Source organism: Planctomycetaceae bacterium, from assembly GCA_021371795.1.
Classification (GTDB): domain Bacteria; phylum Planctomycetota; class Phycisphaerae; order Sedimentisphaerales; family UBA12454; genus UBA12454.
The window spans coordinates 22305-46779 of the sequence record JAJFVK010000014.1 but is presented as its reverse complement, the minus strand read 5'-3'; the positions used below and the strand labels follow the sequence as shown (position 1 = coordinate 46779).

Annotated in this window: 19 protein-coding genes; 2 read left to right on the top strand and 17 right to left on the bottom strand. The window is 44.2% G+C overall.

What is annotated here, in order from left to right:
- Nucleotides 1–3 precede the first annotated feature (3 nt).
- The 3 genes from LLF92_07470 to LLF92_07460 are packed head-to-tail and all read right to left on the bottom strand — an operon-like array spanning nucleotide 4 to nucleotide 2997.
- On the bottom strand, nucleotides 4–1848 hold the full coding sequence (locus tag LLF92_07470) for a 4Fe-4S binding protein (protein ID MCE5340952.1): 1845 nt from the start codon (nucleotides 1846–1848) through the stop codon (nucleotides 4–6).
- Nucleotides 1845–2345: an NAD(P)H-dependent oxidoreductase subunit E gene (locus LLF92_07465; GenBank protein MCE5340951.1), complete on the bottom strand. Its 501-nt coding sequence runs from the start codon at nucleotides 2343–2345 to the stop codon at nucleotides 1845–1847. Before LLF92_07465 ends, LLF92_07470 begins: the two co-directional genes overlap by 4 nt.
- 1 nt (nucleotide 2346) lies before the next feature.
- Nucleotides 2347–2997, bottom strand: coding sequence for a redox-sensing transcriptional repressor Rex (locus tag LLF92_07460; GenBank protein MCE5340950.1), 651 nt, complete (start codon nucleotides 2995–2997; stop codon nucleotides 2347–2349).
- Between the two features lie 248 nt (nucleotides 2998–3245).
- Between LLF92_07460 and LLF92_07455 the strand changes: the two genes are divergently transcribed.
- Both LLF92_07455 and LLF92_07450 read left to right on the top strand, forming a co-directional pair.
- Nucleotides 3246–4262 carry a Gfo/Idh/MocA family oxidoreductase gene (locus tag LLF92_07455; protein MCE5340949.1) on the top strand — a complete coding sequence of 339 codons (1017 nt, stop codon included), beginning with the start codon at nucleotides 3246–3248 and terminating at the stop codon, nucleotides 4260–4262.
- Nucleotides 4263–4281: 19 nt separating this feature from the next.
- Nucleotides 4282–4905, top strand: a complete 624-nt coding sequence (locus tag LLF92_07450) for a hypothetical protein (GenBank protein ID MCE5340948.1) — start codon at nucleotides 4282–4284, stop codon at nucleotides 4903–4905.
- 25 nt (nucleotides 4906–4930) lie between these two features.
- On the opposite strand, the gene LLF92_07445 is transcribed toward LLF92_07450, so the two are convergent.
- The 14 genes from LLF92_07445 to rplI form a co-directional block, all read right to left on the bottom strand.
- A complete protein-coding gene (locus tag LLF92_07445) occupies nucleotides 4931–6070 on the bottom strand; it encodes an aldo/keto reductase (GenBank protein ID MCE5340947.1) in 1140 nt (379 codons plus the stop codon).
- A complete protein-coding gene (locus LLF92_07440) occupies nucleotides 6067–7377 on the bottom strand; it encodes a radical SAM protein (protein ID MCE5340946.1) in 1311 nt (436 codons plus the stop codon). Before LLF92_07440 ends, LLF92_07445 begins: the two co-directional genes overlap by 4 nt.
- 12 nt (nucleotides 7378–7389) lie before the next feature.
- Nucleotides 7390–8643, bottom strand: a complete 1254-nt coding sequence (locus tag LLF92_07435; protein ID MCE5340945.1) for an OFA family MFS transporter — start codon at nucleotides 8641–8643, stop codon at nucleotides 7390–7392.
- 191 nt (nucleotides 8644–8834) lie between these two features.
- Nucleotides 8835–10607 (bottom strand): hypothetical protein, encoded by a 1773-nt coding sequence (locus tag LLF92_07430; GenBank protein MCE5340944.1) that lies wholly within the window; start codon nucleotides 10605–10607, stop codon nucleotides 8835–8837.
- Nucleotides 10565–11611, bottom strand: a complete 1047-nt coding sequence (gene mtnA, locus LLF92_07425; protein MCE5340943.1) for an S-methyl-5-thioribose-1-phosphate isomerase — start codon at nucleotides 11609–11611, stop codon at nucleotides 10565–10567. The genes LLF92_07430 and mtnA overlap by 43 nt, the downstream gene beginning before the upstream one ends.
- Nucleotides 11608–14460, bottom strand: coding sequence for an excinuclease ABC subunit UvrA (uvrA, locus tag LLF92_07420; protein MCE5340942.1), 2853 nt, complete (start codon nucleotides 14458–14460; stop codon nucleotides 11608–11610). Before uvrA ends, mtnA begins: the two co-directional genes overlap by 4 nt.
- A 603-nt stretch (nucleotides 14461–15063) precedes the next feature.
- Nucleotides 15064–16068: a Gfo/Idh/MocA family oxidoreductase gene (locus LLF92_07415; GenBank protein MCE5340941.1), complete on the bottom strand. Its 1005-nt coding sequence runs from the start codon at nucleotides 16066–16068 to the stop codon at nucleotides 15064–15066.
- Nucleotides 16069–16199: 131 nt separating this feature from the next.
- Entirely contained in the window at nucleotides 16200–17012 is an 813-nt protein-coding gene (lpxA, locus tag LLF92_07410; protein ID MCE5340940.1) for an acyl-ACP--UDP-N-acetylglucosamine O-acyltransferase, read from the bottom strand.
- Between the two features lie 24 nt (nucleotides 17013–17036).
- Nucleotides 17037–18356: a UDP-3-O-acyl-N-acetylglucosamine deacetylase gene (gene lpxC / locus LLF92_07405; GenBank protein ID MCE5340939.1), complete on the bottom strand. Its 1320-nt coding sequence runs from the start codon at nucleotides 18354–18356 to the stop codon at nucleotides 17037–17039.
- Nucleotides 18319–19356 carry a UDP-3-O-(3-hydroxymyristoyl)glucosamine N-acyltransferase gene (gene lpxD, locus LLF92_07400; protein ID MCE5340938.1) on the bottom strand — a complete coding sequence of 346 codons (1038 nt, stop codon included), beginning with the start codon at nucleotides 19354–19356 and terminating at the stop codon, nucleotides 18319–18321. Before lpxD ends, lpxC begins: the two co-directional genes overlap by 38 nt.
- 2 nt (nucleotides 19357–19358) lie before the next feature.
- The gene (locus LLF92_07395; protein MCE5340937.1) at nucleotides 19359–19985 is read right to left on the bottom strand and encodes an OmpH family outer membrane protein; all 627 of its coding nucleotides are present in this window, start codon (nucleotides 19983–19985) and stop codon (nucleotides 19359–19361) included.
- Between the two features lie 40 nt (nucleotides 19986–20025).
- Nucleotides 20026–22425 (bottom strand): BamA/TamA family outer membrane protein, encoded by a 2400-nt coding sequence (locus LLF92_07390; protein ID MCE5340936.1) that lies wholly within the window; start codon nucleotides 22423–22425, stop codon nucleotides 20026–20028.
- Nucleotides 22426–22569: 144 nt separating this feature from the next.
- Nucleotides 22570–23976: a replicative DNA helicase gene (gene dnaB / locus LLF92_07385; GenBank protein MCE5340935.1), complete on the bottom strand. Its 1407-nt coding sequence runs from the start codon at nucleotides 23974–23976 to the stop codon at nucleotides 22570–22572.
- Complete coding sequence (rplI, locus tag LLF92_07380) at nucleotides 23942–24439, bottom strand: 50S ribosomal protein L9 (GenBank protein MCE5340934.1); 498 nt, start codon at nucleotides 24437–24439, stop codon at nucleotides 23942–23944. Before rplI ends, dnaB begins: the two co-directional genes overlap by 35 nt.
- Nucleotides 24440–24475 lie beyond the last annotated feature (36 nt).

Sequence of the window (24475 nt, the reverse complement as noted above, 5' to 3'; positions counted from 1 at the left end):
TATTTAAATCCCAATCGCATTGAATTTACATACTTTTATGCACGCGCCGCATTTGATGCACTTTGAAGCATCGATTACGTGCGGCATTTTTCTTTCACCTGTAATCGCGCCGACCGGACACTGCTTCACGCAGGCCGTACAGCCTTTGCACTTTGCCGCGTCAATCACCGGCAGACACAATGCTTTGCATCTGCGTGTCGGACAGCGTTTCTGAAAAACGTGCGCTTCGTATTCCGCCCTGAAATTTTTCATCGTTGACAAAATCGGATTCGGCGCCGTTTTGCCCAGTCCGCAAAGTGAACCTTTTTGCACTGCCCATGCAAGCGTCTCAAGAAGTTTCAGCGTTTCGCCAGTTGCTCTGCCTTCGATAATATCGTCAAGCAACGCGAGCATCTGCTGCGTACCTTCACGACAAAGAACGCATTTGCCGCACGATTCGTTTTGCGTAAACTGCATAAAGAACCTTGCGATTTGCACCATACAGGTCTGATGATTCATCACGACAAGACCGCCGGAACCGACCATCGCGCCGACGCTTCGAAGCGAATCGAAATCGAGCGACAAATCCAAATGCTCTTTCGTTAAACAGCCTCCGGAAGGCCCCCCAATCTGAACAGCCTTAAAACCTTCCGGAGTGATATTTCCTTTGTCATCGGTTACGCCGCCGCCGATATTGTGAACAACTTCACGCAGCGTCGCGCCGAATGGTACTTCGATTAAACCGGTATTCGATACGTGTCCGGTGAGAGCAAAAGTTTTCGTGCCAGGCGATTTTTCTGTGCCGATTTTTTTGAACGCTGCCGCTCCGTTTTTCATAATCAGCGGAACAGTCGCCAGTGTCTCAACGTTATTTATAACTGTGGGTTTATCCCAAAGTCCTTTTTGTGCCGGAAATGGCGGCTTCGGCGATGGCATTCCGCGTTTGCCTGTTATCGATGCGATTAATGCCGTTTCTTCGCCGCATACGAATGCGCCCGCGCCTTCCATCACTTCGCAGTCAATTTTATTTACTGTGCCGAAAACACCTTTGCCCAAAATGCCGCGTTCGTAAGCGTCCTGAACTGCCTTTCGCATACGCTGTACAGCAAGAGGATATTCAGCACGTACATAAATATACGACTGGTCTGCGCCGATTGCCTTGCACGCGATGATAACACCTTCGATAACGCTGTGCGGATTTCCTTCCATAACGCTGCGGTCCATAAACGCGCCTGGGTCGCCTTCATCGCCGTTGCATATAACATATTTTTTCGGCCCCGGCTGAACTCGCGTCAGCTCCCATTTTTTACCTGTCGGAAAACCGCCGCCGCCTCTGCCCCTAAGACCGGAGAATGAAATTTCATCGCAGATATCTTTTGCGGAAAGTTTCGTGAACGCACGGTTGGCCTGTTCGTATCCGCCGTGACTCATATATTCGTCGATGCTTTCAGGGTCGATAAATCCGCATTCTTTCAATACGGTTCTGCTCTGCCTCTGATAGAATGGTATATCGTTCGGCCCGGTGCAGTGCTTTTTCGTTGCCGGCTCGACGTACAGCAATCTATCCACAATGCCCGCACCGATAATTGTTGTATCGATAATTTCGTTTACATCTTCAGGTTTTACTTTTGTATAAAGAATTTCCTGCGGCATAATCGTAACTAACGGCCCCATCTGACAGAAACCCTGACAGCCGCTTTTGGAAATGCGAATGCCGTCGTGATTATGTTCTTCTTTTTTGAACTCCAGCGTTACAGGAATATTTTTTTCGCCCAGTATTCTTTTGAATTCTTCATAAACTTTCAAAGAACCGTTGGCGACGCATCCCGTGCCGGCACAAATTATTATTCTTCTTTCTGCGTTATTCATTGTACACTCTCTTTTCGCTTAATATCTTCCAAAAGCGCTAATGCTTTTTCAGGAGTCATTTGTCCATGCACATCGTCGTTTATTACAACCACCGGCGCAAGTCCGCAGGCGCCGAGACACGAAACTGTTTCAACCGTAAAGAGCATATCCGGCGTAGTTTTCGTTTTCTCGTTTAGATTGAGATTTTCCCTTATCGCTTCAAGAATCGGAATCGAATTTTTCACATGACAGGCCGTTCCATCGCAAAGCTTCACAATGTATTTGCCTTTCGGCTCAAGTGAAAAGTGTGCGTAAAAAGTCGCCACGCCGTAAACTGAAGCAGGCGGAATTTTCACGGACGTCGCGATAAAAGTCATAATCTCTTCCGGAAGATACCTGTACTCATCCTGCACAGCCTGTAAAATCGGAATCAGCTTAGACGAATCATTGTTGTAGCGTGCGAGTATCTCGCAGACCTTTTTGAATTTTGGTATTTCAGTGTTCTTAACCTTTGACATATTAATCCGTATTTCCTTTCATTTTTCTGCTAAGGCCGTTTGTCAATACAGCCAGACTCATTGAAAGATGAACATTCTCGACGATGATGTTGTCGGGATGCTTGAGCATAACAGGAGCGAAATTCCAAATCGCCAAAATGCCTGCCTCGATTAAAGTATCCGCGATGTTCTGCGCCACGGCAGCCGGAACTGTAATTATGCCGATGTGAATGTGCATTCGCCGAACAAGGTCGGAAAGTTTTTCAATGTTCAGTACTTCTGTGCCGTGAATGACAGTGCCTATTTTCGCAGGGTCATTATCGAATACAGCAATGATATTCATGCCATGAGTTTTAAATTGCTCATAACCAAGAATCGCCGCGCCAAGATTTCCAGCCCCGATAAGAAAAGCGTCTGTTGTGTTTTTCCAGCCGAGAAATTCTTCAATCGCGTCAATCAGCAAATCTGTTACATAACCGATTTTGGGCTTGCCTATTATGCCAGTCCATTCCAAATCCTTGCGTACCTGTGTAGGGTCAAACTTCAACTCTGCCGCGATGTGCGTACACGAAATAACATCCCTGCCCTGCCTTTTAAAATTTTTAAGCAGGTACAGATAAGAAGGCAGTCGCTTCAGCGTCGGAACCGGCACTACTTTCATATTTTCTGTCATAAATTCCCTTTCGTAGAGGGTTTTAATAGAGATTCTTTTATCGATAAATATTTCTCTATATAATAACAACCTACCGACATTAATGCAAACAGAAGTAAAGATTTTTTTCTCGATACGACAATATTTTCTTTAAAGTCCTAAAAAACAAGGATTTACGAATAAAATATTAGTGACAATTCATCTTGCCAGGATAAAATATTTATATTATTTTAATAAAATCACCATTTTGAAAATAAAGGATTGCAGAAATGATTAGGATTGGAATAGTTGGCTTCGGCTTTATGGGCAAGATGCACTTCCAGTGCTATCAGCAAATAAAAAATGTCAAAATCGCCGCTGTGTGCGATGTGGAGATGTGCAGATTATCTGCAACCGGAACCGTCGGTAATATTCGCGGCTCAAAAAAGGTGCTCGATTTAAAAGGAATCCCGCTCTACTCTGATTTCGACAAAATGGTTAAAGAGCAAAACCTCGACGCTGTTTCGATAACGCTCCCCACATATCTGCACTACATTTACACAATTAAAGCAATCAAGGCCGGTTTGCATACTTTATGTGAAAAACCGATGGCACTGAATACCAAAGATTGTAAAAAGATGATTGACGCCGCGAAGAAATATAAAAAGATTTTGCAGATTGGCCATTGCATCAGATTTTGGCCGGAATACATATACCTTCGCAACATTGTCAATTCCGGAAAATACGGAAGAGTATTAGGCGCAACTTTTCAGCGATTAAGTTATGCTCCAATATGGTCATGGAACAACTGGTTTATGGACAAGAACAAATCCGGCGGAGCGATTCTCGATCTGCACATCCACGACAGCGATTACGTTCAGTATCTTTTCGGAACGCCGAAAAAAGTTTTTTCACGCGGCATTAAAGGCCCAAGCAAAGGCACCGATTACATCGTTACTAATTTCATATATGACGACAATAAAGTCATTACCGCAGAGGGCGGCTGGACAATGAAAAAAGGGTTCGGCTTCGAAATGAGTTTTAATGTAATGCTTGAGAGAGCGACAATATCGTATGACTGCACAAGAACGCCGGTATTTAAAGTCGCGACCGACAAAGGAAAATTAATTACGCCAAAACTACCGAAGAACAATGGTTATATGGGCGAACTGCTGCACTTTATAAAAGCAATCAACGGCAAAAAAATCCCGGCAATTACAACACCGCAGGATTCGCTCAATTCTGTCAAAATTGTTTTAGCTGAAAAGAAATCCGCCCAAACCGGTAGAACAATTTCTTTAAAATAAAATATTCAGGAAAACAAAAATGCAAAACTTAAAAAATAATGGCTCAGCCGCTCTTCTTGGTTTGCTTGTAGTGTTATTAATCGGCGCCCTGCTGTATATGATTGACTTATCCGCAATCTTCGGACCGGTTGACAAAAAGGCCGCTTATGATGAAAGACCGTGGTTCGAAGAAAAACGGCTTATGCCGCTGCCTGTTAAACAAACGGGTAAAGGCGGCAAAACGCTGATACTCTGCGAAACGATCCTAACCTCACCTGTTACAAGAAAAGACACAAACAGAGGCAATATTGAAATCGCAATCGAACCAAACGGCCTGGCCAAAGGTCATTGGCAATGCAGTTATGAGTACCCTGAAGACAAATCGAGTTATACAATAACCGCTGACTTCCGCGGCAACATCGACCCGACAAAAACATATTGCGACCCGAACGGCTACAATAAGAAGCTATTGTATTTCATTACCAAAGGAAAATATCTTCAGGTCAAAACTGATGCTGACAAAAAACAATGGCCGACAGAAGCGCCTGTTTACGTTGTCGGATGGATTGACAAAGACAAATCCGCGAGAGGCAAAATTTTCCTGATGTCCAATGACGACCCCGAAAGCCACGGCAACGCAGAATACGATTGGAAAACAAAATAACTACAATTATATCTTTACAAAAATATTATCCAAATTTTCGTTTTAGCCTTTTAAGCATATCGATAATTTTAATTCTCTGCGTACATTTCTGTTCACATCTGCCGCATTCGATACATTCCGACGGGTCGGCAGAACTGCTCGCATTAATCGGATTGACCATCCAGTTATAGCTGTCGCGCGGCTTGTCTTCAACTTTTAAATATTCACTGAAATACGCGATATTCATAAAGCCGGGAATATAAATATTTTTCGGACATGGCAGACAATATTTGCAATCGACACAAAAACCGGTGTTTTTGATTGATATTTTTTCAAATTCCGTATTAAGTCGTTTTATCTGCTCCGGCGTAAAATCAGGCTTCTCATAATTTGCAAGTGTTGAAGTTATATCAGACGGCTTGGCAATGCCGCAGATAATCGTATCTATGTTTTTATTCGTCTTAAGCCATCGATGCGCGGTTTCAACCAAATCATCCGAACCAATCGCGTTTTTAACCGCAACATTCAACGGCGGCGAATCCTGCACTAAAACTCCGCCGCTGATTGGATTCATTACTATTGTCGCAATGCCTTTTTCGTGCGCCTTGGCGATTGAATCCTCATACGTCCTGTTCAGCATATTATACGTAAACAGAATCGCTTCACACCAATCCGCCTCATCGATATATTTTTCGATATTTTCAGGTGTATCGTGAGTTGTAAAACCGATGTGCTTTACAAGCCCTTCTTTTTTAGCGCGTAAAATTCCGTCGAGCATTCCGCCTTTGCACGTTACCTGCTCCCATTGTTCCCTGTTATTAATACTCCATATCTGATAAAAATCCAGATACTCGGCATCGAGCCTTTTCATCGATTCACGGAGTCTCTTGTAAGTGCACTCCGCGGAAGTATCATCATTGTCTTCGACTTTAAGATTCCACGGACACCACTTTGTTGAAAGAATTACTTTTTCTCTGTAACCGTTTTTAAGTGCCCTGGCAAGTTTTGTTTCGCTGTCGCTATAACCTCTGCTCGTATCAATATAAATCATGCCTGAATCAATAGCCTGCCTGATAAGCAAAATAGCCTCATCGACATCTTTCGGAAAACGCATCCCTCCCATACTCACTGGATGAACCTTCAATCCGCTTCTTTTTCCAAAACTTATTTCTCTGCTTTGTTTCATTCGGCACCTTCGACTTTATGATTTAAACTTCGGCATATATCTTTTATTCGATTCACTTTATCAGCCCCATATACAATAATCGGAAAGACGGTCTTATTGTGCATCAAAGGCTCGCTTATATCAACATATTTCTCACATAGTTTGCTGTCCGCCACAATAGGAATAGGTGAAAAATCCGCCAACATCGACCGAACACCCAGGCTGTTAACATATTTCATAGAGTCTTCAACATTTTGAATCTCAAATTTCGGATGTCCCAGGATTAAATATGCGGTAATACTATTTTTTTCAGCACCGGCCGTAACAAGATTTTTCACAGCCTCTGAAAATTCCCTGTCTAAAATTTTCGAGCCGGTCTGCTTTTGAAATTCATCTGCACTGCTCTCAAAACCAAGATAAAAACTCTTGAAGCCTGCCCTCACAAGTAAATCCGCAAGTTCTGCATCTATGAATCTTGCGTTAAGCGCATTCGGTGTGTGAAAATTAATTTTAATTTTGTTATTAATGGCATACCGTAGAAAAGGTTTTATAACTTCATCAGCTTTATATAAAAGCGCATCGTCATAGAATGCGATATTTTTAACGCCGAGCGAAATTATAAAATTGAATTCCTCGATTATTTCTTCGTAAGGCCTGGCCGTAAATCCTTTATTAAAAATAGGTACAGTGCAGTAAGTACATTTGAAAGGACACCCCTGCGTTATCTTCATCGCTGCCGTTTCCGGATTTTTATAAAGATTCCACAATGACACCCCGTTTAGTCTCGTCATCATTTCAATCCCTCTTGCGGGGACCATGACGGGGTTGTTTTCCTCTCCATCAATAAAATCCGCACCAATACTTTTTGCGTGTTCCGGACAAATTTTTGTATAAGGCCCACCTAAAACTATTTTCGCTTTAGGCCAATAAGTTTTTACAGTTTCGATAACTTCTTTATAGCCTAAATACCAGTAAGTCATTACGGTTTGAACGAAAACATAATCGCAATGGTCATTTTCTTTCAGAAATTCGATAAAAAAATCTTTCGGCAGTCCGAATCGGCAAAATTTTCGAGGGACATTTTTAAAAACATCGGGCTTGGTGATTATTTCTGAATAAAAACTCCCGCGTCCCCATTTGTCATTTTTAAATTTCGGTTTGCCTGAATAAAAAGAATGCACACGGTCTAAAAAATCGAATAGCTGAAAGTCTGCGTTTGCGATTTTGCCCGCAGCCGTTAGCATCCCCAAAGGCTTGAGCCAGAAGTCGTAAGCCGCGAAATCATAAATCGGCGGATTTACCAGCAGTATTGATAATTTGTCTTTCATCGCGTAAACAGTTTACGCTAAAGAAACCGCCGGTTCAAGATTTTTAGCTCGTATCTCGCAGATATTGATAGTTAATAGAATTGAGATGAGCAATGCCGCTATAAATAAACCGCTGAAAATGTACAACGTCGATGAATAACTTTGTGTTTTATCTCTCACGTATGCAAGCAGCATTGGCCCGACGATGCCCGCCGCCGACCACGCCGTCAAAATATAGCCGAGAATCGCCGAAACCTGTTTTGTGCCGAACAAGTCGCTGATATACGCCGGCATCGAGGCGAATCCTCCGCCGTAGCAGGTGATTATCAAAAATATAAAAATCTGAAAAACCATCGGCTGTGAAACTTTCGGCAGCAGTAAAAATAAAACAATCTGAATTACAAAAAAAGACGTCCATGTTACGGGTCTGCCGATATGGTCTGAAACACTCGACCAGCCGATTCTGCCCAGACCATTGAATATGCCGAGTATCGCGACCATTCCTGTCGCCGCAGCAACTGATAACCCGGCCAGTTCCTGCCCCATCGGCGAAGCAACCGAAATCACCGATATACCACAGCAGATATTGATAAAGAACATCAGCCAGAGAAAATAAAACCGAACCGTCTTAACCGCCTGGCCTGCGGTCAATTGTGCAAGGTCGGTTTTGATTTTCATCGCCCCGTTACTTAATTTCGTGCCCGCAGGCATCCACCCTTTCGGAGGCGGCGCAATATATTGCGATGCGGTAAATATTAAAATAAAATATGCGGAGCCAAGAATATAAAACATTCCTTCAAGACCTACCGAAGGAATGGACATTAATTTTTTCATTACAAAACTGCTGACAAAAGCCGCAAAACCAAATCCCATAATCGCGATGCCCGTCGCAAGTCCCCTTCTGTCTGGAAACCATTTTATCAAAGTTGAGACAGGTGTGATGTATCCGATGCCGATACCGATTCCGCCGAGCATTCCATAACATAAGTATAAAAGCCAAATCGATTGCAGTCTGATTGCCAGTCCTGACGCGGCAACGCCGACACCGAAAAAACATGCAGCGAGCATTCCAGCTTTTCGAGGCCCTTTGTTTTCGACGAACTGCCCCAGAAATGCTGCGCTCAATCCGAGAAAAAAAATTGCGATTGAAAATGTAAATGTAATTTTAGAAAGTGAACAGCCGAAGAGATTCATAATCGGCTTAGCCGCTACGCTCCACGCGTAAACCGAGCCGATGGAAATATGAATACCAACCGCGCTTAAAGCAATCAGCCATCTATTCTTCACATAGTTTGCCATATACTATGCAAGAATACTAAATTTACTTATAGCAGGTCAATAGACAGAATAACAAACACCCCCAAATAACAGGATTGTTATGCAAATCGGCAGTTTTGTATTATGACAATCTTGAAAAATACCATTGCAACGCTTGCGCCTCCACAGGAAGTCAAAAGGCACATTCCACTGCCAAAAATTTATTTTTGCAGCAACTGCGAGACAGGACGCAAACGGTACAGGTTTATATATCTCCGCTGATTGACTCTAATCTGCGTGATAAACTGATACGGGCCAATATCTCTGCCAACGGCTAAAGGCGCTATGTTCTCCATCTTCCACGATTTATAATATACATTGCCCGGCGTCATACCCATTCGCGAATCCCACGCAACATAGGTGATACCCCTTTCGTAACACTGGCGGACAAACTCCTCCGGAGAGTTCGCATCAAACGTATTCGTGTGAATGAAATTGTCCTTATACTGTGGAGCCATAATCGTGAGTATAATCGGCACAGTAGTAACAAGTTTTTCGTTCGGCTTTGCGTTCTGGCAATACCAGTCTGTCAAATATTTAAACTCTATATCACGATCGCCGTTGCCGACAACAGCAGCCACGCTAAACTGATTTGAAACAATCATCAGCAACATTAATAAAAGAACGACAATGCGAGTGAAAATATTTTTACGGCAGATATATAATCCGGCAGCAAACGCAATCGCCATAACTAATATACTGACATACGGAAGCCGGACACTCGCCATGCTCATAGTCGCAATACGCGGCAAATAGCCCCAAAGTGTCAGCGTCCATATAAGACAGGTTATCAGAAAAAGAGTCTGTGCGCAAATAATTGCCGGCCTGGGTAAAAATCTTTTTACAAGAGACCAGAAACCAACAACGCCGTAAATGCCTATCAGCATCACAATTCCAAATACCGTCGCGTAATATCTCTGAATCGGATAAGGATATTTGGCGTGCACTACAAAATACGGCACAAAGAAAATCAGCATAATCAAAATCTTCCATTGCTTTTTAATCAGGCCGTAAATTGAGCCGAAGAAAAACGCGACCGCGACAAATACCTGGCTGAAAATCATTATTGTTTTGGAAAATGATTCTGACATAGAAGGAACCGGCTGAATCAGCGAAAGAAAACCGGCCTCCCACAAAACTTTTGCATTTTTTAAAAAGCCGGTGCTTTTGTCTGCGCCGCCGGTGAATTGCGTGATGTAATCTTTTGAGAAAATATTCAAATAGTGAGTGCCGCCGGTGTTGCCTTCGAGAAATGTGCCCAGCAGCCATAGTCCCAGCGGAATTGACGCAGCCGCAGAATACACAAAAGCCATAATGCGCTGCTTTTTATTGCCTTCTATCATATCCATTACGAACATACCGAAAATCAGCGCGGCACATTCGTAACGCACCATCGTCGCCAGCGAGGCGGCAAGATACGCCCATCTGGAACGAATGAAAATCAAATAAAACGTTAGCCAGATAAAAAACAGCATCGGTGTTTCGGCAATAGCTTCCGTCAGCAGTTGCAGTCCAAAAGGATTAATGATGGCAATGATTGCAAACCATATCGCGTGTTTGCCGATGATATGCCGACCAGCCAGCCACAGAAAAACAACCGTCAGCGTGTGTGAAATCGAATTTAAAAGCCAGCCGCCCTGCAACTCCGGATACGCTCCGCCGGTGATTTTGCCAAGCCAGATGTGCAAAAGTCCGACAAGCGGAGTGCGTTTATAATCTGTCGGCGGTTGAAATGATAAAAGCGGACGACTCGAGGTATGAAAACAGTGAAAATCAAAATGCGGAACAGGCTGATGCCCCCAATAATTAATCGAATGATAAAGCCCGAAAGCCAAAAGCAGAAACAAAACAAAAATGTCTGCTCTTTTTTCTTTCGCCGAATCAGGAAGCGTTACGAGTTCATCAGATTTTTGACTTTTTCTCTTGTCGGACATTCGATAACACCTTTTTCAGTTATTATTGCTGTTATGTTTTCCGCCGGCGTAACGTCGAAAGCGGGATTATACACCTTAATTCCATTCGGTGCAGTCCTTAAATTCATAAAATTAGAAACTTCATCAGCGTTTCGCTGTTCAATTGGAATTTCATCGCCGGTTTGAATCTTAAAATCAAAAGTGCTCGACGGCGCAGCGATATAAAATGGAATATTGTGCGCTTTCGCCAGAACGCTCACCGAATAAGTTCCGATTTTATTCGCGGTATCGCCATTAGCGGCGATTCTGTCTGCACCGACTATTACAGCAGTTATTTTTCCATCCTTCATAAGCGTCCCGGCCATATTATCGCAAATCAGCGTAACATCAATGCCTGCCTGCGTAAGCTCCCACGCGGTAAGACGCGCACCCTGCAAAAGCGGGCGGGTTTCGTCGACATAAATTTTAAATTTTTTGCCATTTTTCTGCGCCTCGAACATCGGGGCAAGCGCAGTACCTGTGCCGGCTGTCGCAAGAGCACCGGCGTTGCAGTGCGTCAGAATCGAACTGCCGTCTGCAATAAATCTTTCCCCGTTGATTCCGATTTTAAGGCACATTTCAACGTCTTCATCGAAAATTTTCTGCGCTTCGTCTAATAAACATTTTTGCAGATTATCAACTTCAGTAATTTCGTTTAACTTTTTCTTCATCCTCTCCAATGCCCAAAACAAATTGACGGCAGTCGGTCTTGATGAAGCCAAATAATTAATTTTCTCTTCGATGTGTTTTACGGCTTCTGGAAGTTTTAAATTTTCTGTTTCCTGCGCGGCAAGACAAACGCCAAACGCAGCGGCAACGCCGATTGCCGGTGCACCTCTTACGGCGAGAGTCTTTATTAAATTGTATAACTGCTCGACAGTTCTGCACCGAATGGTAACAAATTCGACAGGCAGTCTCCGCTGGTCTGTCAATTCCAGACTGCCGTTTATATCGCCAACCCATTGTAGAGTTTTAAAATTTTTCATTGGTTTTTCGCGCCGCCGTTCAAATGCTGTTTAAGATATTTCGCGGTATAACTTGCTTTCACGTTTAAAATTTCCTCCGGCGAACCAGTGGCAATAACCTGACCGCCGGCCTGTCCGCCTTCCGGACCCAAGTCTATAATATAATCGGCCAGTTTTATAACATCAAGATTATGCTCGATAACTATCACCGTATTTCCCAAATCACACAATCTTTGCAGTACATTCAGCAAATTATGAATATCGGCAAAATGCAGACCAGTTGTCGGCTCGTCAAGAATATAAAGCGTATGCCCTGTGGATGTTTTGCCCAATTCTGCTGCAAGTTTGACACGCTGCGCTTCACCGCCGGACAACGTTGTAGAAGATTGGCCGAGCTGCATATATCCAAGTCCGACATCATTGAGAGTCTTCAACAGACGAACGATGTGCGGAAAATTTGTGAAAAATTTCAACGATTCTTCAATCCGCATATCGAGAACATCGGCGATATTCTTGCCTTTGTACGTAATTTCAAGGGTCTGCGGATTGTATTTTTTGCCCTTACATTCCTGACAGATGACGTAAACATCCGGCAAAAAGTGCATTTCTATTTTTTTCGTGCCCTGCCCCTGACAGTGTTCGCATCGGCCGCCTTTGATGTTGAAACTGAATCTGCCGGAGTTGTAGCCGCGGATTCTCGCTTCACGTGTTTTGGCGAACAACTGGCGAATCAAATCGAATACGCCTGTATATGTAACCGGATTGCTTCGCGGCGTTTTACCGATTGGCGACTGGTCGATTTCAATCACTTTATCGACCTGACTTGTGCCGAGGATATTTTTATGTTTGCCGGGTTTTGCGCCGGCATAATACAGCTTGCGCCAAAGCCCTTTTAGCAGAATATCCGTAACGAGCGTGCTTTTGCCGGAGCCTGAAACGCCTGTTACACATGTGAAAACACCAAGCGGGAATTTGACGTCGATACTTTTCAAATTATTCTCCGCTGCGCCTTTGACTTCGATGCAGTGCGTCATTCGAACTGTACGTCTTCGTGTCGGCACTTCAATTTTCTTTCGGCCGGAAAGATAATCGCCTGTCAGCGAACGCGGAGCATTTAACGCTTCCTGCAAAGAACCGGCCGCTATAACCTCGCCGCCATGGTCGCCTGCGCCGGGGCCGATATCGATAACATAATCGGCAGCCTTAATAATATCCTCATCGTGCTCGACGACAATAACGGTATTTCCAATTTCGACAAGGCTTTTCAAAATGCCAAGCAGTCTGTCGTTATCACGGCAATGCAGACCGATTGTAGGCTCATCGAGCACATAACAGCAGCCAACAAGTCCACTGCCGACCTGCGTTGCAAGACGGATTCGCTGCGCTTCGCCGCCGCTTAATGTTGCGCTTGTGCGGTTTAATGTGATATAACCTAAACCGACATCGACGAGAAATTTCAATCTCGCTTTGATTTCTTTCAACGGGCCGGCCGCGATAATCTCCTTTTCGCCATGTAAATTCAACCCTGTGAAAAATTTCTGCGCATCCTCAACACTCATACCAGAAACTTCGCTTATGTTTTTACCGCCGACTGTAACAGCAATCGCTTCTTTTCGCAGCCTTGTTCCGCCGCACGTTCTGCAGGGCTGTTCGGATAAATAACTGTGCAGGCGTGCTTTTACGTATTCGCTGCTTGTGTTTTGCCAGCGACGATTAAGGTTTGGAATTACACCTTCGAAAGATGTTCGATATTTTTTCTCATCCTGCTCCGTGGTGCCGTACATAAGGATTTTTCTTACTTCCTGCTGAATTTTCGCAAACGGTATCTGCCGGCTGATTTCAAAATCTTCGCAGAATTTCTGTATCATCACACTGTAATAAATGTTCATCCTCTTGCCGCCCTTTCGCCAGGCTTCAATGGCACCGTTTTCGAGCGTAAGATTTTTATCCGACACAATCAGGTCTTCGTCAAATTCGAGAATCTGACCCAGGCCGTCGCAGCCGGGGCACGCACCATAAGGACTGTTGAAACTGAACAAGCGAGGCGAAAGCTCTTCAAGCGACGATTGCGGATGCGCATCGCAGGCAAATTTTTCGCTGAAGAGCAAATCTTTCCAGCCGCCGTTGCCGCCATTTTGCTTATCGCCGCCCGGCTCCTGAACCATCACAACAACAAGACCTTCGCCAAGTTTTAATGCGGTTTCAATCGAATCAGCAAGACGAACACGAATGGTATCCTTTATTATTAATCTATCGACAACCGCCGCGATATCGTGTTTTTTATTTTTGTCGAGCTTGGGAACATTTTTGATGTCGTAAATTGTACCGTCAAGACGAACACGAACGAAACCTTCATTTTGAATCTTTTGAAAGATTTCACGATGTTCGCCTTTTTGTCCGCGAATCAGCGGAGAGCAAATCTGCACCTTCGTATCCTGCGGCAGCAACATAATATTTTCGACAATCTGCGATGCGTGCTGACTGGAAATTTCCTTGCCGCAGACCCAGCAGTGCGGAGTGCCCGCTCTTGCGTAAAGTACTCGGCAGTAATCGTAAATCTCTGTCGTTGTCGCGACGGTCGAACGCGGATTGCTCGATGCGCTTCGCTGCTCTATGGCAATCGTCGGCGGCAGACCTTCAATATGTTCAACGTCCGGCTTTTGCATTTGTTCGAGAAACTGACGTGCGTACGCGCTTAGCGACTCGACATATTTCCGCTGCCCTTCGGCGTAAATCGTATCGAACGCAAGCGAACTTTTGCCCGAACCGCTGATACCGGTTATCACAACAAATTTATCGCGCGGTATCTCGACACTTATATTTTTAAGGTTGTGCTGATTAGCGCCAATTATTTTTATGGATTTCTGCATTTAATTTCCGTTATTTTTTACAGGGCAGACACACAGGTCAGCCCCTACATACTCTATATATCTGACTATAGAAATCAGAGAATAAACCAATTTGGCTATTGTACCAAAAGTGTGCAAGAATTTACATCAAAACGTGCGCGAAATTTATAAAAAAAACGTTCAAAAACGTTAAAAAAGCCTCAAAAAGCATATCAAAACACCCCAAAAACCGTCAAAAACACCGCTAACTGCTCATTTTTTTAGTCAGTTTTGACCAAAATCAACATTTTTTGACACTAAAACGTAACTAAATCAAAGTAAATTGAAGTAAAATCATTTGGAAACGTAGTAAAATGAAGTGAAATCGTCTAAAAAATTAAAGATGTCTGATAGCCAGAAAATATGTGCAAGTTTTAGAGTAAAGGGTTTAGGGTATAGGGGACAGGGTATAGTAAAAACCCCATCCATCAATTTTACACGGGTATTATACCATAAAATAGGTAAAAAATCAAATAGCAAAAATCAAAATTATGAAGCCGCCTACGGCCGAAATTTAATAGGTGGCTGTCCCTAATTAAATTCAATAGAGACAGCCTTAAATTTTAAATCAAATCTTAAATTCGTCTATTCCCACTTGTGTTCTTTGACGGACTTGAGAATTTCTTCAGCGCACTTGAGCGCGGCCAAACCTTCCTCGGCTGTAACTTCAGGACGCTTTGTTCTGTCGGCAACGGCGGCAAGAAAAGATTCCTGCTCGACACGCAGCGGCTCTCTGTCGTCAATACTCAACTGCTCGATATGAAGTAACTCCGGCCAGTTGATTCCAGTAAAATCGAAATTGCCGAGAGCCTGTTTTTCCTTGACCCATTTGACAACGTCAACATTGCCATCGGTCTTTATTACAATTCCTTCTTTTTTGAAAAAGTCCAGACTCAAATATGCCTGCCTGCTGAATACACGGATTTTTCTAAGCGTTTTCAACGCAAGTCTTGAGGCGGTAACGTTGGCAACACAGCCGTTTTCAAAAAATATTCTCGCGTTGCAAACATCCTCGGTATCGGCAATGACATTTACGCCAAAACCATCAACTTTTTTCACAGGACTCTGCGCAAGAGCAAGAATAATATCGATATCGTGAATCATAACATCCAGCACAACGCCGATATCAGTCGAACGGAAAGAATACGGACTGATTCGCTCGGCCTGGATGTACTTGGGTTCGATTTTCAAACGCTTCATCGCCTGCACAACAGGATTGCATCTTTCTGAATGCCCCACGCCGACGACAACATCGTACTGCTTTGCCAGTGCGACGATTTTTTCGCCTTCTTCTGAACTTGCGGCAAGCGGCTTTTCAATAAGCACCGCGATTTTATTTTTTATCAAAACCTCCGCAATCGCAAGATGGCTTTTTGTCGGAGCGGAAATTGTAACAGCGTCAACTTTGCCGATAAGTTCTTTGGGGTCTGTGAAATATTCACACTTAAATTCTTTCGCCAGTTTTTTTGCTTTTTCTTCCTGAACATCGACTATCGCGACAAGGTTACTCTGCGGAAGTTTGCTTAAAACCTTTGAATGAATGTGCCCCATTTTGCCGGCACCAACGACTGCTGTTCTTATTTTTTCCATATTATTTGCCACAGAGATATTTTTCTTTTTTAGCCACAGAGAACATCCTCTCTGATTTTTGCTTTCGAGGTGCAAAAATCCCAAAGATTCGAGGACTTTCGCTTCGCTCCAGCAGAGGCCACAGAGATTTACTAATGTTTTCTTCTCAATGATTCGAGATACCTGCCGAAACGATGCTGGCTGCTTCTTAAAATAAAATCCACGAGATACTGAACGTTTTCATCGAGGCCGCCCTGTGCCACCAGGGTTTTGGCGTTTTCAAGAAGCGGTTTATCATTCTTGAATAAAAATTTAAAAGCATCTAAAACCGCTCGCTGCTGATTATCATTGAGACCTGCTCTTATCATTCCTCTTTCGTTAATTAATCTTACTTCAGGCGGATAATGGCCGCTTACAGTAACAAAGGGAGGAACATCGTGATTGAGGCCTGCCAATGCGGTAGCATAACTCCATTTGCCGACTGTCGTAAACTGATGAATCAATACAGAGCCGCTAAGCCAGGCGCCAGTTTCAACCTTGCAGTGACCGCTTATTTGTGTCATATTGCTTAAGACTATTTTGTCTTCGACAATGCAGTCGTGACCGATATGCGCCCCAACCATAATCAAATTATCGCTGCCTACGCTTGTTTTACTGTCGGTATAAATGCTCGGATGAATTGTAACAAATTCACGAATCATATTATTATTGCCGATTTCGAGCGTGCCGCAGGGAGAGTCCGGCGTAGCGCCAAGCATTTGAGGATTTCTGCCAATTACCGTACTGGGATAAAAAACATTTTTTTCCCCAATAATTACGTTCCTGCCGATTACGACATTAGCGTCGAGAATACAGCCATTGCCTAATTTTGCCCCTGAATCGATGTAGCAGTTAGGGCCAATTACGACATCATTTCCAATTTGCGCACTTGGTTCAATAACTGCAGTTGGATGAATTTTAGTCATTCTATATCTTCCTGAAAAAAAACATTATACAGTCTCGTCATCGACGAGCATAAACATTATTTCCGCTTCAGCGGCCTTGGCGTCTCCGACCAAAGCCTGACATTTACATACAGCCGTTCTGCTTCTGATTCTTGTCGTTTCAGAAATCAGAATCAACTGGTCGCCTGGCACAACGGTTTTTCGTAACCTCACCGCATCCATCCCAAGCAAAAGTGCCAGTTTACCGGTATGCTCCAGCTTCTGCGCAAAAAGCAAACCGGATACCTGTGCGAGCGCTTCAAGAATTAAAACGCCCGGCATTATCGGCGTTCCGGGAAAATGCCCCTGAAAAAACATTTCATTAAAAGTTACGTTCTTAACGCCTTTGATTAACCTATCGCCGTCAATTTCGATGATTTTATCAACCAGCAAAAACGGATAGCGATGCGGCAATATTTTTTGAATCCTGCGAATATCGAGCAGCGCGTCCGTACCGGCTTTTGTAACTCTGTCCTGCTGCTCGGCCTGCTGAACAAGTTTTTTGGCCAGCGACTGATTTAGATTATGACCGCTCTTGTACGCGACGATTCGGCCTTTGATTCTTCTGCCGACAAGCGCGATGTCGCCGATTAAATCGACAATTTTATGACGGACACATTCGTCTGGAAATCTGAAACTGTTTTTAATCGGCCCGTCAGAATTGATAACAAGAATATCTTTCGGGGTTAAATGCGTACCAATTCCGTGTGATTGAAACTGCATTGCCTCGGCTTCAAGCAGAAACGTTCTTGCCGGTGCAAGATTCTGCTCATAATATTCAGGTGTCAGCGTACAACTCAACATCTGCCTGCCGATGCCGGTATGCTTGGTGTAATCCATATCATACGTAATCTGCAATTCATCAGAAGCACATGGAAGAGCATATATCGACGCATCGCCTTCCACAATCGTAACAGGCTCGGTAATCGTAAATTCTTTTTGAGGTTTGGACTGTTCGACACAGCCTGCCTTTTTCAGCGCCTTGAAAAACTCAAGCGGCCCGCCGTCCATACACGGAAGTTCCGGACCATCAACTTCGATAATGATATTATCTATTTCCAGCCCGCTTACAGCCGACAGACAATGCTCGACCGTTTCGATGCTCGCATCGCCCTTTATCAGCGCAGTTCTTCTGCTCCGCTGGCCAATGTTTTTGACATTTGCTTCGATGCGCACCGGTTCGGGCATATCGAGACGTACAAACACAATACCCGTGTCAACATCCGCGGGTCGGAAAAGGACTTTCGCGTCCTGACCGCCGAACATTCCTTTGCCGGAAAGTCTAAATTCACTTGCTATTGTCTTTTGCGGCTTCAAGCTGCTCAACTTTCTTCAACAACTGTTTTAATTGCTTATTCATTTCCGGCAGTTTCTGGGTCGAAAGCACTTGCCGAAATTTTTCCTTAGCATCAATCGCCGGCGAACCAACGACTGTTAAATTCGGACCAATATCATTTATAACACCGGCTTGCGCGCCGACTCGTGTCATATCGCCGATGGTTATATGGTCTTTCATACCAACCTGACCGGCAAGAACGACACCGTTGCCAATTTTACAACTGCCGGCAATACCAACCTGCGAAACTATAAGACAGCACTTGCCGATAACAACATTATGCGCCACCTGGACAAGGTTGTCTATCTTCGTACCGGCACCAATAATTGTATTGCCAAATTTCGCCCTGTCAACACAGGTGTTTGCGCCAATTTCCACGCAGTCTTCTATAATAACACCACCGGTGTGCGGAATCAACTGATGTCGGCCGTCGATAAAATAATAACCAAAGCCGGTAGCTCCTATTGTCGCGTTTGCGCTAATAAAACAATAATTACCAATCGTGCAGTTGTGATAAACAACCACATTATCGTCAAGTTTGCAGTCTTTGCCGATTGTAACGTTTTGTCCAATCTTACAGCCGGCGCCAATTACCGTCCCGGCACCGATTTTAGCGTCTTTCCTTATTAATGCCATAGCCCCAATCGATGCTGTCGGGGCAATATCGGCTCCATCTTCTACAACGGCGGTTTTATGTATTCCCGCGGCCGGTTTTTCAAGTTTCGGCATAAATAATTTCATCGTTTCGATGAGCGCCTTTTCGACATTACCGACAACAAGCAGCGGTATTGGCGATTCGACTTTGTCTTTCACAATCACCGCGGCCGCTTTGCAAGTCGCGATTTGCTCAAGCAGTTTGGCATCGGAGGCAAAAGTTATTTTATCCGGCACAGCGGTTTCAAAAGTACAAACGCCTGTAACTTCGGCAGAACCGCTGCCGACAAGCTGCGCTTTTAAAATTTGAGCTATTTCATTTATTGTCATTTTCATAGTTATTTTGTCTTGGGAGCTTTGTTATTAAGAGTAATCAAAACATCCTGTGTAATGTCATAAGATTTATCATAATAAAGAAGTTTGTGCGTCTTGGTAGTCAGAATCATATCTGTCGGATTTTGAGCCGGCGGAGAGCTTTCAGGCTGATTGAGATAGTTATCATCCCTGTTGAGAATCATATTGAAGCCCTTGTCTTTGGCGACTTCCGCGATGGCTTCAAGAATTTTGCGATAGATATTTTCTTTGCTGTGCATTTCCTTAAGAGTCAAATCCTGCTGATAAAATTCCTTCTCTGCTTCGTACTGTGACTGTTTGATCATCAGTGCCTTGAGAGTAGCCATATATTCCGGGCTGTCGTCCTTTAATTTGCTGATGGCATTTTTGTCAGCCTCTATGTCCTGCTCCATTTTTTTGATATCAGCGAATCTTTTTTCGCCTTCGTCTGAAAGTTCTTTTTCAGTCTGTGTTTTATACGTGCTGTTATCGAATAATTCACGAACACTGACAACAGCGATTCGCGGCGACGGCAGCATTTTATCTTTGGCTGCGCATGAATTTTCAATGCACAAAATTGCGACCAGTAAAACTGCCAATAAAGCGACGAGAATAATATTCTGTTTCTTCATTTTATTAATCCTTTCAAAATTTTCCCCTGAAAAATAACTATTAGAACAATGCACCGGCAGAGAAACTGAAAATCTGCGTATCGTCGTCGCCGTCCTTCATAAACGGCGCGGCCAGTTCAAATCTCATTGGTACTGGTCCGAACCATTGCGGTATCATAATCTGAACACCGATACCGACCGATGCCCTGATTCCGCCGGTTTCAATCATACCTGTATCAACAAACAGAAGACCCGCCAGGTTATCCGAATACATCGGAACCTGAAGTTCGCTGCTGGCGGTTACTATCCACTGGCTTCCAATTGGGTCGTCGTCAGGACCTTTGCGAGGGCTGACTCCGCGATATTTGAAACCTCTAAGACTGCCTGTGCCGCCGGCATAGAATTTTTCGAATACCGGAGCGTCGCCGACAATTGAACCGGCATATAATTTAGTTTCAAGAACTGTTTTGCGTCTGGCAATATCCTCACGCAGAGTTTTGTACCAGCGGTATGTACCTTCGACAACGCCGAACGTAAAATCGCCGGCAACCTGTTCGTAAGACAATTCGTAATTTTTGCCTTTTGTCGGCAGATATTTGCTGTCGGTTGTGTTTCTTCCGAAACCAGTTTTAACACCGCCCAGCATACTATTGCCTTTTACATCCCGTATTTCTTTCGGAACATCAGAATCAAGAGAACTGATATTAATGCTTTCGGCCCTGAAATCTAAAGTTCTATACCATCCGTTTTTAAGACGATGCGTAAAGCCAACACCGGCTCTTATTCTTGACTCGTCATAACTTTCTCTGCTTCTTTCCCAGCTTGAACCTGATACAGTAAGCGAGATTGGTTTATCTCTCCAATATGGATCCGTCCAGCTAACCGAATATCTGCTGACTTCGGTACCGGGTTCGAGAGTGATTCTGAAAGTCTGTCCTGCGCCCTTGAACGCGTCTTCAGAGAAAAATTTTCGCCAGCCTTTCGGCCATTTTTTAATATCGAAATTTCTCTGCTCATAAATAACCTGACCAATCAGACCATCGTTGCTGCTTACGCCGGCACCGAACATAACCGAGCCGGTTTTGCCTTCCTTGATTCTGACTTCAGCGTCTTTCCTGCCGGGCTTATCGCCGACAGGCGTAATAACTGCCGTCTCGGAATAAACGCTTCCTTTTACATCTTTCTCAAGCTGACCTTCGCCGTTGCCCTGCGCGATGTGTGCGTTGTACCATTCGCCCGGCTTGAATTCTCTTTCATCAAGAATACGCCTGATTACCTTATCCTGTACTTTTTTATTGCCGGCGATGTTAATGTTGTCGATGCGGTATCTGCCGCCTTCGTTAATATCGAATACCGCGTTAATTTTATCTTCGCCGACAAACTGCCTTAACGACAGCGCTCTAACATCGATAAAACCTCTTTCGCGATAATCGCGGAGAATCTCATCTTTGTCATAGTCAGCTTTTTCATTACTGTAAAACTGACCTTTTTTCAATCTGAAGGTACTCATCAGGTTGGCGTCGCTCAAAAATTCATTGCCTGAAAAAATAATCTTTTCGAGGTCGTACTGTTTGCCTTCTTCGATGACAAACGTAATTTCAACACCTTTCCGGTTTTTAATGAAGTTCAGTTTAGAGGTAACTTTCGTATCGAGATAACCTCTTTTGTCGTAAGCCTTCTGAATTTCGATAAGGTCGTTATCCTGAACGGCCTGTTTATAGTAATTCTGGAAAATAAGCATATTTTTCGGCTTGCTTTTAATAACTTTATTAAGCTCGCCCTTTTTGATATGCCCATTCCCGTCGTATTTTGTCTTTTTGATTTTTACTTTTGGGCCGGTATCGATGGTATATTCCAGTGTTCCTTCACTGATTCTCGAATCATCGCAGGTAATCTTCACAAATGGGAAACCGGTCGATTTATAATAGTCGGTTAGTTTTTCTGCGCCATCGGATGCCGTGAGTTTATCAAGATAATCGCCCCTCTGGAATCCGATTTTTTCGGTGAGTTTGCTTTGTTTGGTTTTTTTATCACCCTTGAAAACAAGTTTTCGGATAACGATTTTTTCTTTGATTACGAATGTAAGCCTGACTTTATCACCGGCAGGTTCGACGTTGTAATACGCGAACTCAACGCCGAGAAGATTCGCTATTCTTTTGCAGTCTTCCAGTACCTGCGAAGTTGTAAATGTCTGGCCTGCCCTGCTTCTTGCGGCAGCCATTATTTTGCCCTTGGTGATATAAACATTGCCCATAACCGAAATGCTGTCGATTATTCTGTTGTCCATCGCCGAAGACTGTGCAACCGCGGGCTGCGTTATATTGGCATTGGATTTTGCAATTGTGTTCGGAGCTTGTCCCATAGAATCGCATAAGGTGGGATTACTAATGAATGATATTATAAAAATAACAAGCAAAACCTTCATCGGTCTGTATATCGCAGGGCTGCTGGAATTATTCATAAAATCCCTTTCTACAAATCTATCCTTATACCAACGGCATTAAAAAATCGCGTTTACACATCGCGGCTTAGCGAAGCCGGTGCAATAACTTATAAACCGTTCAACGCGCAATTAAAAAATACCTGTGGTATTCTTCAGGTTTTGCTAAAACGGTTCTTTTACTCTCGCCTTGTTGCCGAAACGAGTATAAATACCATTAAAGCTAAGCTCGACAGTGTCTGTCGGACCATTACGCTGTTTTGCTATAATTGCCTCGGCCAAAGCCGTTTCTTCATAATCCGCTTCGCCTTTGTGATAGTAATCTTCACGATGCAGAAGCATAATCACATCGGCATCCTGTTCGATACTGCCGCTTTCACGCAGATCGCTCATTCTCGGCCGATGTCCTTCTCTGCCTTCAGACGCGCGATTAAGCTGACTTAAAACAACAACAGGCACTTCAAGCTCCCTTGCAAGCGCCTTTAAATATCTGCTGATTTCACTGACTTCCTGCTGACGCGACTCGACCGAACCGCCCATACTCATAAGCTGTAAATAATCTATAAAGATAGCTTTAATACCATATCTGCTGCGAAGACGCCTTGCTTTGCCGCGAAGTTCCAGCGGTGTAATGCCCGGCGTATCGTCAACATAAATCGGTTTTTCACTCAATTCGCTTGCCGCGTGAACAAGCTCCTGATATTGAGAATCGTTGACCATTCCCTTGCGGACAAGCTGTGAATCAATCATACCTCTGCTGCAGAGCATACGCTCGGCAAGCTGCTGTCTGCCCATTTCCAACGAGAAAATAGCGACAGGAATATTATTATCCGCCCCGATATGCTCGGCCATATTCATCGCAAAGCTGGTCTTTCCCATACTTGGTCTGCCGGCGATAATAACCATTTCGCCGTTCTGCAAACCGCAGGTCAAATCATCCAGTTCGGCAAAACCTGTGGGCAATCCGGTAATATGATGCCCCTGCCGTCTGTCAATCGCCTCGAAGGTTTCAGTCAGAATTTCCTTCATCGAAGCGGCGTTACCGCTGACTTTTTTCTGCGTAACGGTAAAAATCTTCTGCTCTGCCCTGTCCAATTTTTCCGCCACGCTGCCGGAATCTTCGAGAGCTTCTGTAAGCACTTCGCCCGCGGCGCTGATAAGTTCGCGCATCATCTGCTTATCTTTTACGATTTGCACATAATGCTCGACGTTCGCCGCAGAAGGCACCGCCTCGGCGACTTTCACAAGATATTCAGGCCCGCCGACTTCTTCAAGCTGCTTGCGGTTTTTCAGTTCGTCCCTCAGGAGCAGAAGGTCAAACGTATCGCTTTTCCTGTCCCAAAGCGAAATTACCGCCTCGAAAATCATCTGATGTTCGATGCGATAAAATGCAGAGGACGTAAGCTTTTGAACCACCAAACCGATGCACTGCGGGTCGAGTATCATCGAACCCAGCACTGCCGCCTCGGCTTCGAGCGATTCAGGCATCGTCCTTGAGGTCAGAGCCGCGGAGGCATCCGCCTGCCGCAAACCGGCCTTATTGCTGCTCTGTCTGTCCTTCTTTGGAGGCATCGGTCGTTTCCGTACTTGCAACTTCCGGCACTACTATGACTTTTACCGAAGCTGTAACATCCGTTGTGAATTTCAATTTAACGATACGTTCACCGACTTCCTTGATATGGCTGTCAAGATGAACAAATTTATCCTCAATCGCAAATCCCTGACCGCGAAGATTGACGGCAATTTCCTTTTCTGTAATCGAACCGAACAGATGACCCTGCTCGTTGGCCTTTGCTGCCAGTACGACTTCTGCGCCATTGACGGCTTGGGCGGCTTTCTTGAAGTTCTCAATAACAACCTGCCTTACAGTCGCTCTTTTGGCTTTTTCTTCAGCCATCGCCTTGATCTTTGCTTCACTCGGAACTACTGCAAGTCTCTGCGGCAGAAGATAATTTCTGGCGTAGCCTTCTTTAACCTTAACGACATCGCCGTACCAGCCGAGATTTTCAACATCTTCAACTAACAAAACATTCATATAATATCTCCGATAATGTTTACCGCTCACCAAAAT

Excerpts from the sequence above, each read along its gene's own strand:
- LLF92_07470 (MCE5340952.1), bottom strand. The coding sequence starts at position 1,848 with ATGAATAACGCAGAAAGAAGAATAATAATTTGTGCCGGCACGGGATGC.
- uvrA (MCE5340942.1), bottom strand. The coding sequence starts at position 14,460 with ATGCAGAAATCCATAAAAATAATTGGCGCTAATCAGCACAACCTTAAA.
- LLF92_07415 (MCE5340941.1), bottom strand. The coding sequence starts at position 16,068 with ATGGAAAAAATAAGAACAGCAGTCGTTGGTGCCGGCAAAATGGGGCAC.
- LLF92_07390 (MCE5340936.1), bottom strand. The coding sequence starts at position 22,425 with ATGAATAATTCCAGCAGCCCTGCGATATACAGACCGATGAAGGTTTTG.
- LLF92_07445 (MCE5340947.1), bottom strand. The coding sequence starts at position 6,070 with ATGAAACAAAGCAGAGAAATAAGTTTTGGAAAAAGAAGCGGATTGAAG.
- LLF92_07440 (MCE5340946.1), bottom strand. The coding sequence starts at position 7,377 with ATGAAAGACAAATTATCAATACTGCTGGTAAATCCGCCGATTTATGAT.
- lpxD (MCE5340938.1), bottom strand. The coding sequence starts at position 19,356 with ATGAAAATGACAATAAATGAAATAGCTCAAATTTTAAAAGCGCAGCTT.
- LLF92_07430 (MCE5340944.1), bottom strand. The coding sequence starts at position 10,607 with ATGTCCGACAAGAGAAAAAGTCAAAAATCTGATGAACTCGTAACGCTT.
- rplI (MCE5340934.1), bottom strand. The coding sequence starts at position 24,439 with ATGAATGTTTTGTTAGTTGAAGATGTTGAAAATCTCGGCTGGTACGGC.
- LLF92_07395 (MCE5340937.1), bottom strand. The coding sequence starts at position 19,985 with ATGAAGAAACAGAATATTATTCTCGTCGCTTTATTGGCAGTTTTACTG.
- LLF92_07465 (MCE5340951.1), bottom strand. The coding sequence starts at position 2,345 with ATGTCAAAGGTTAAGAACACTGAAATACCAAAATTCAAAAAGGTCTGC.
- LLF92_07455 (MCE5340949.1), top strand. The coding sequence starts at position 3,246 with ATGATTAGGATTGGAATAGTTGGCTTCGGCTTTATGGGCAAGATGCAC.
- LLF92_07450 (MCE5340948.1), top strand. The coding sequence starts at position 4,282 with ATGCAAAACTTAAAAAATAATGGCTCAGCCGCTCTTCTTGGTTTGCTT.
- dnaB (MCE5340935.1), bottom strand. The coding sequence starts at position 23,976 with ATGCCTCCAAAGAAGGACAGACAGAGCAGCAATAAGGCCGGTTTGCGG.
- mtnA (MCE5340943.1), bottom strand. The coding sequence starts at position 11,611 with ATGAAAAATTTTAAAACTCTACAATGGGTTGGCGATATAAACGGCAGT.
- lpxA (MCE5340940.1), bottom strand. The coding sequence starts at position 17,012 with ATGACTAAAATTCATCCAACTGCAGTTATTGAACCAAGTGCGCAAATT.
- LLF92_07460 (MCE5340950.1), bottom strand. The coding sequence starts at position 2,997 with ATGACAGAAAATATGAAAGTAGTGCCGGTTCCGACGCTGAAGCGACTG.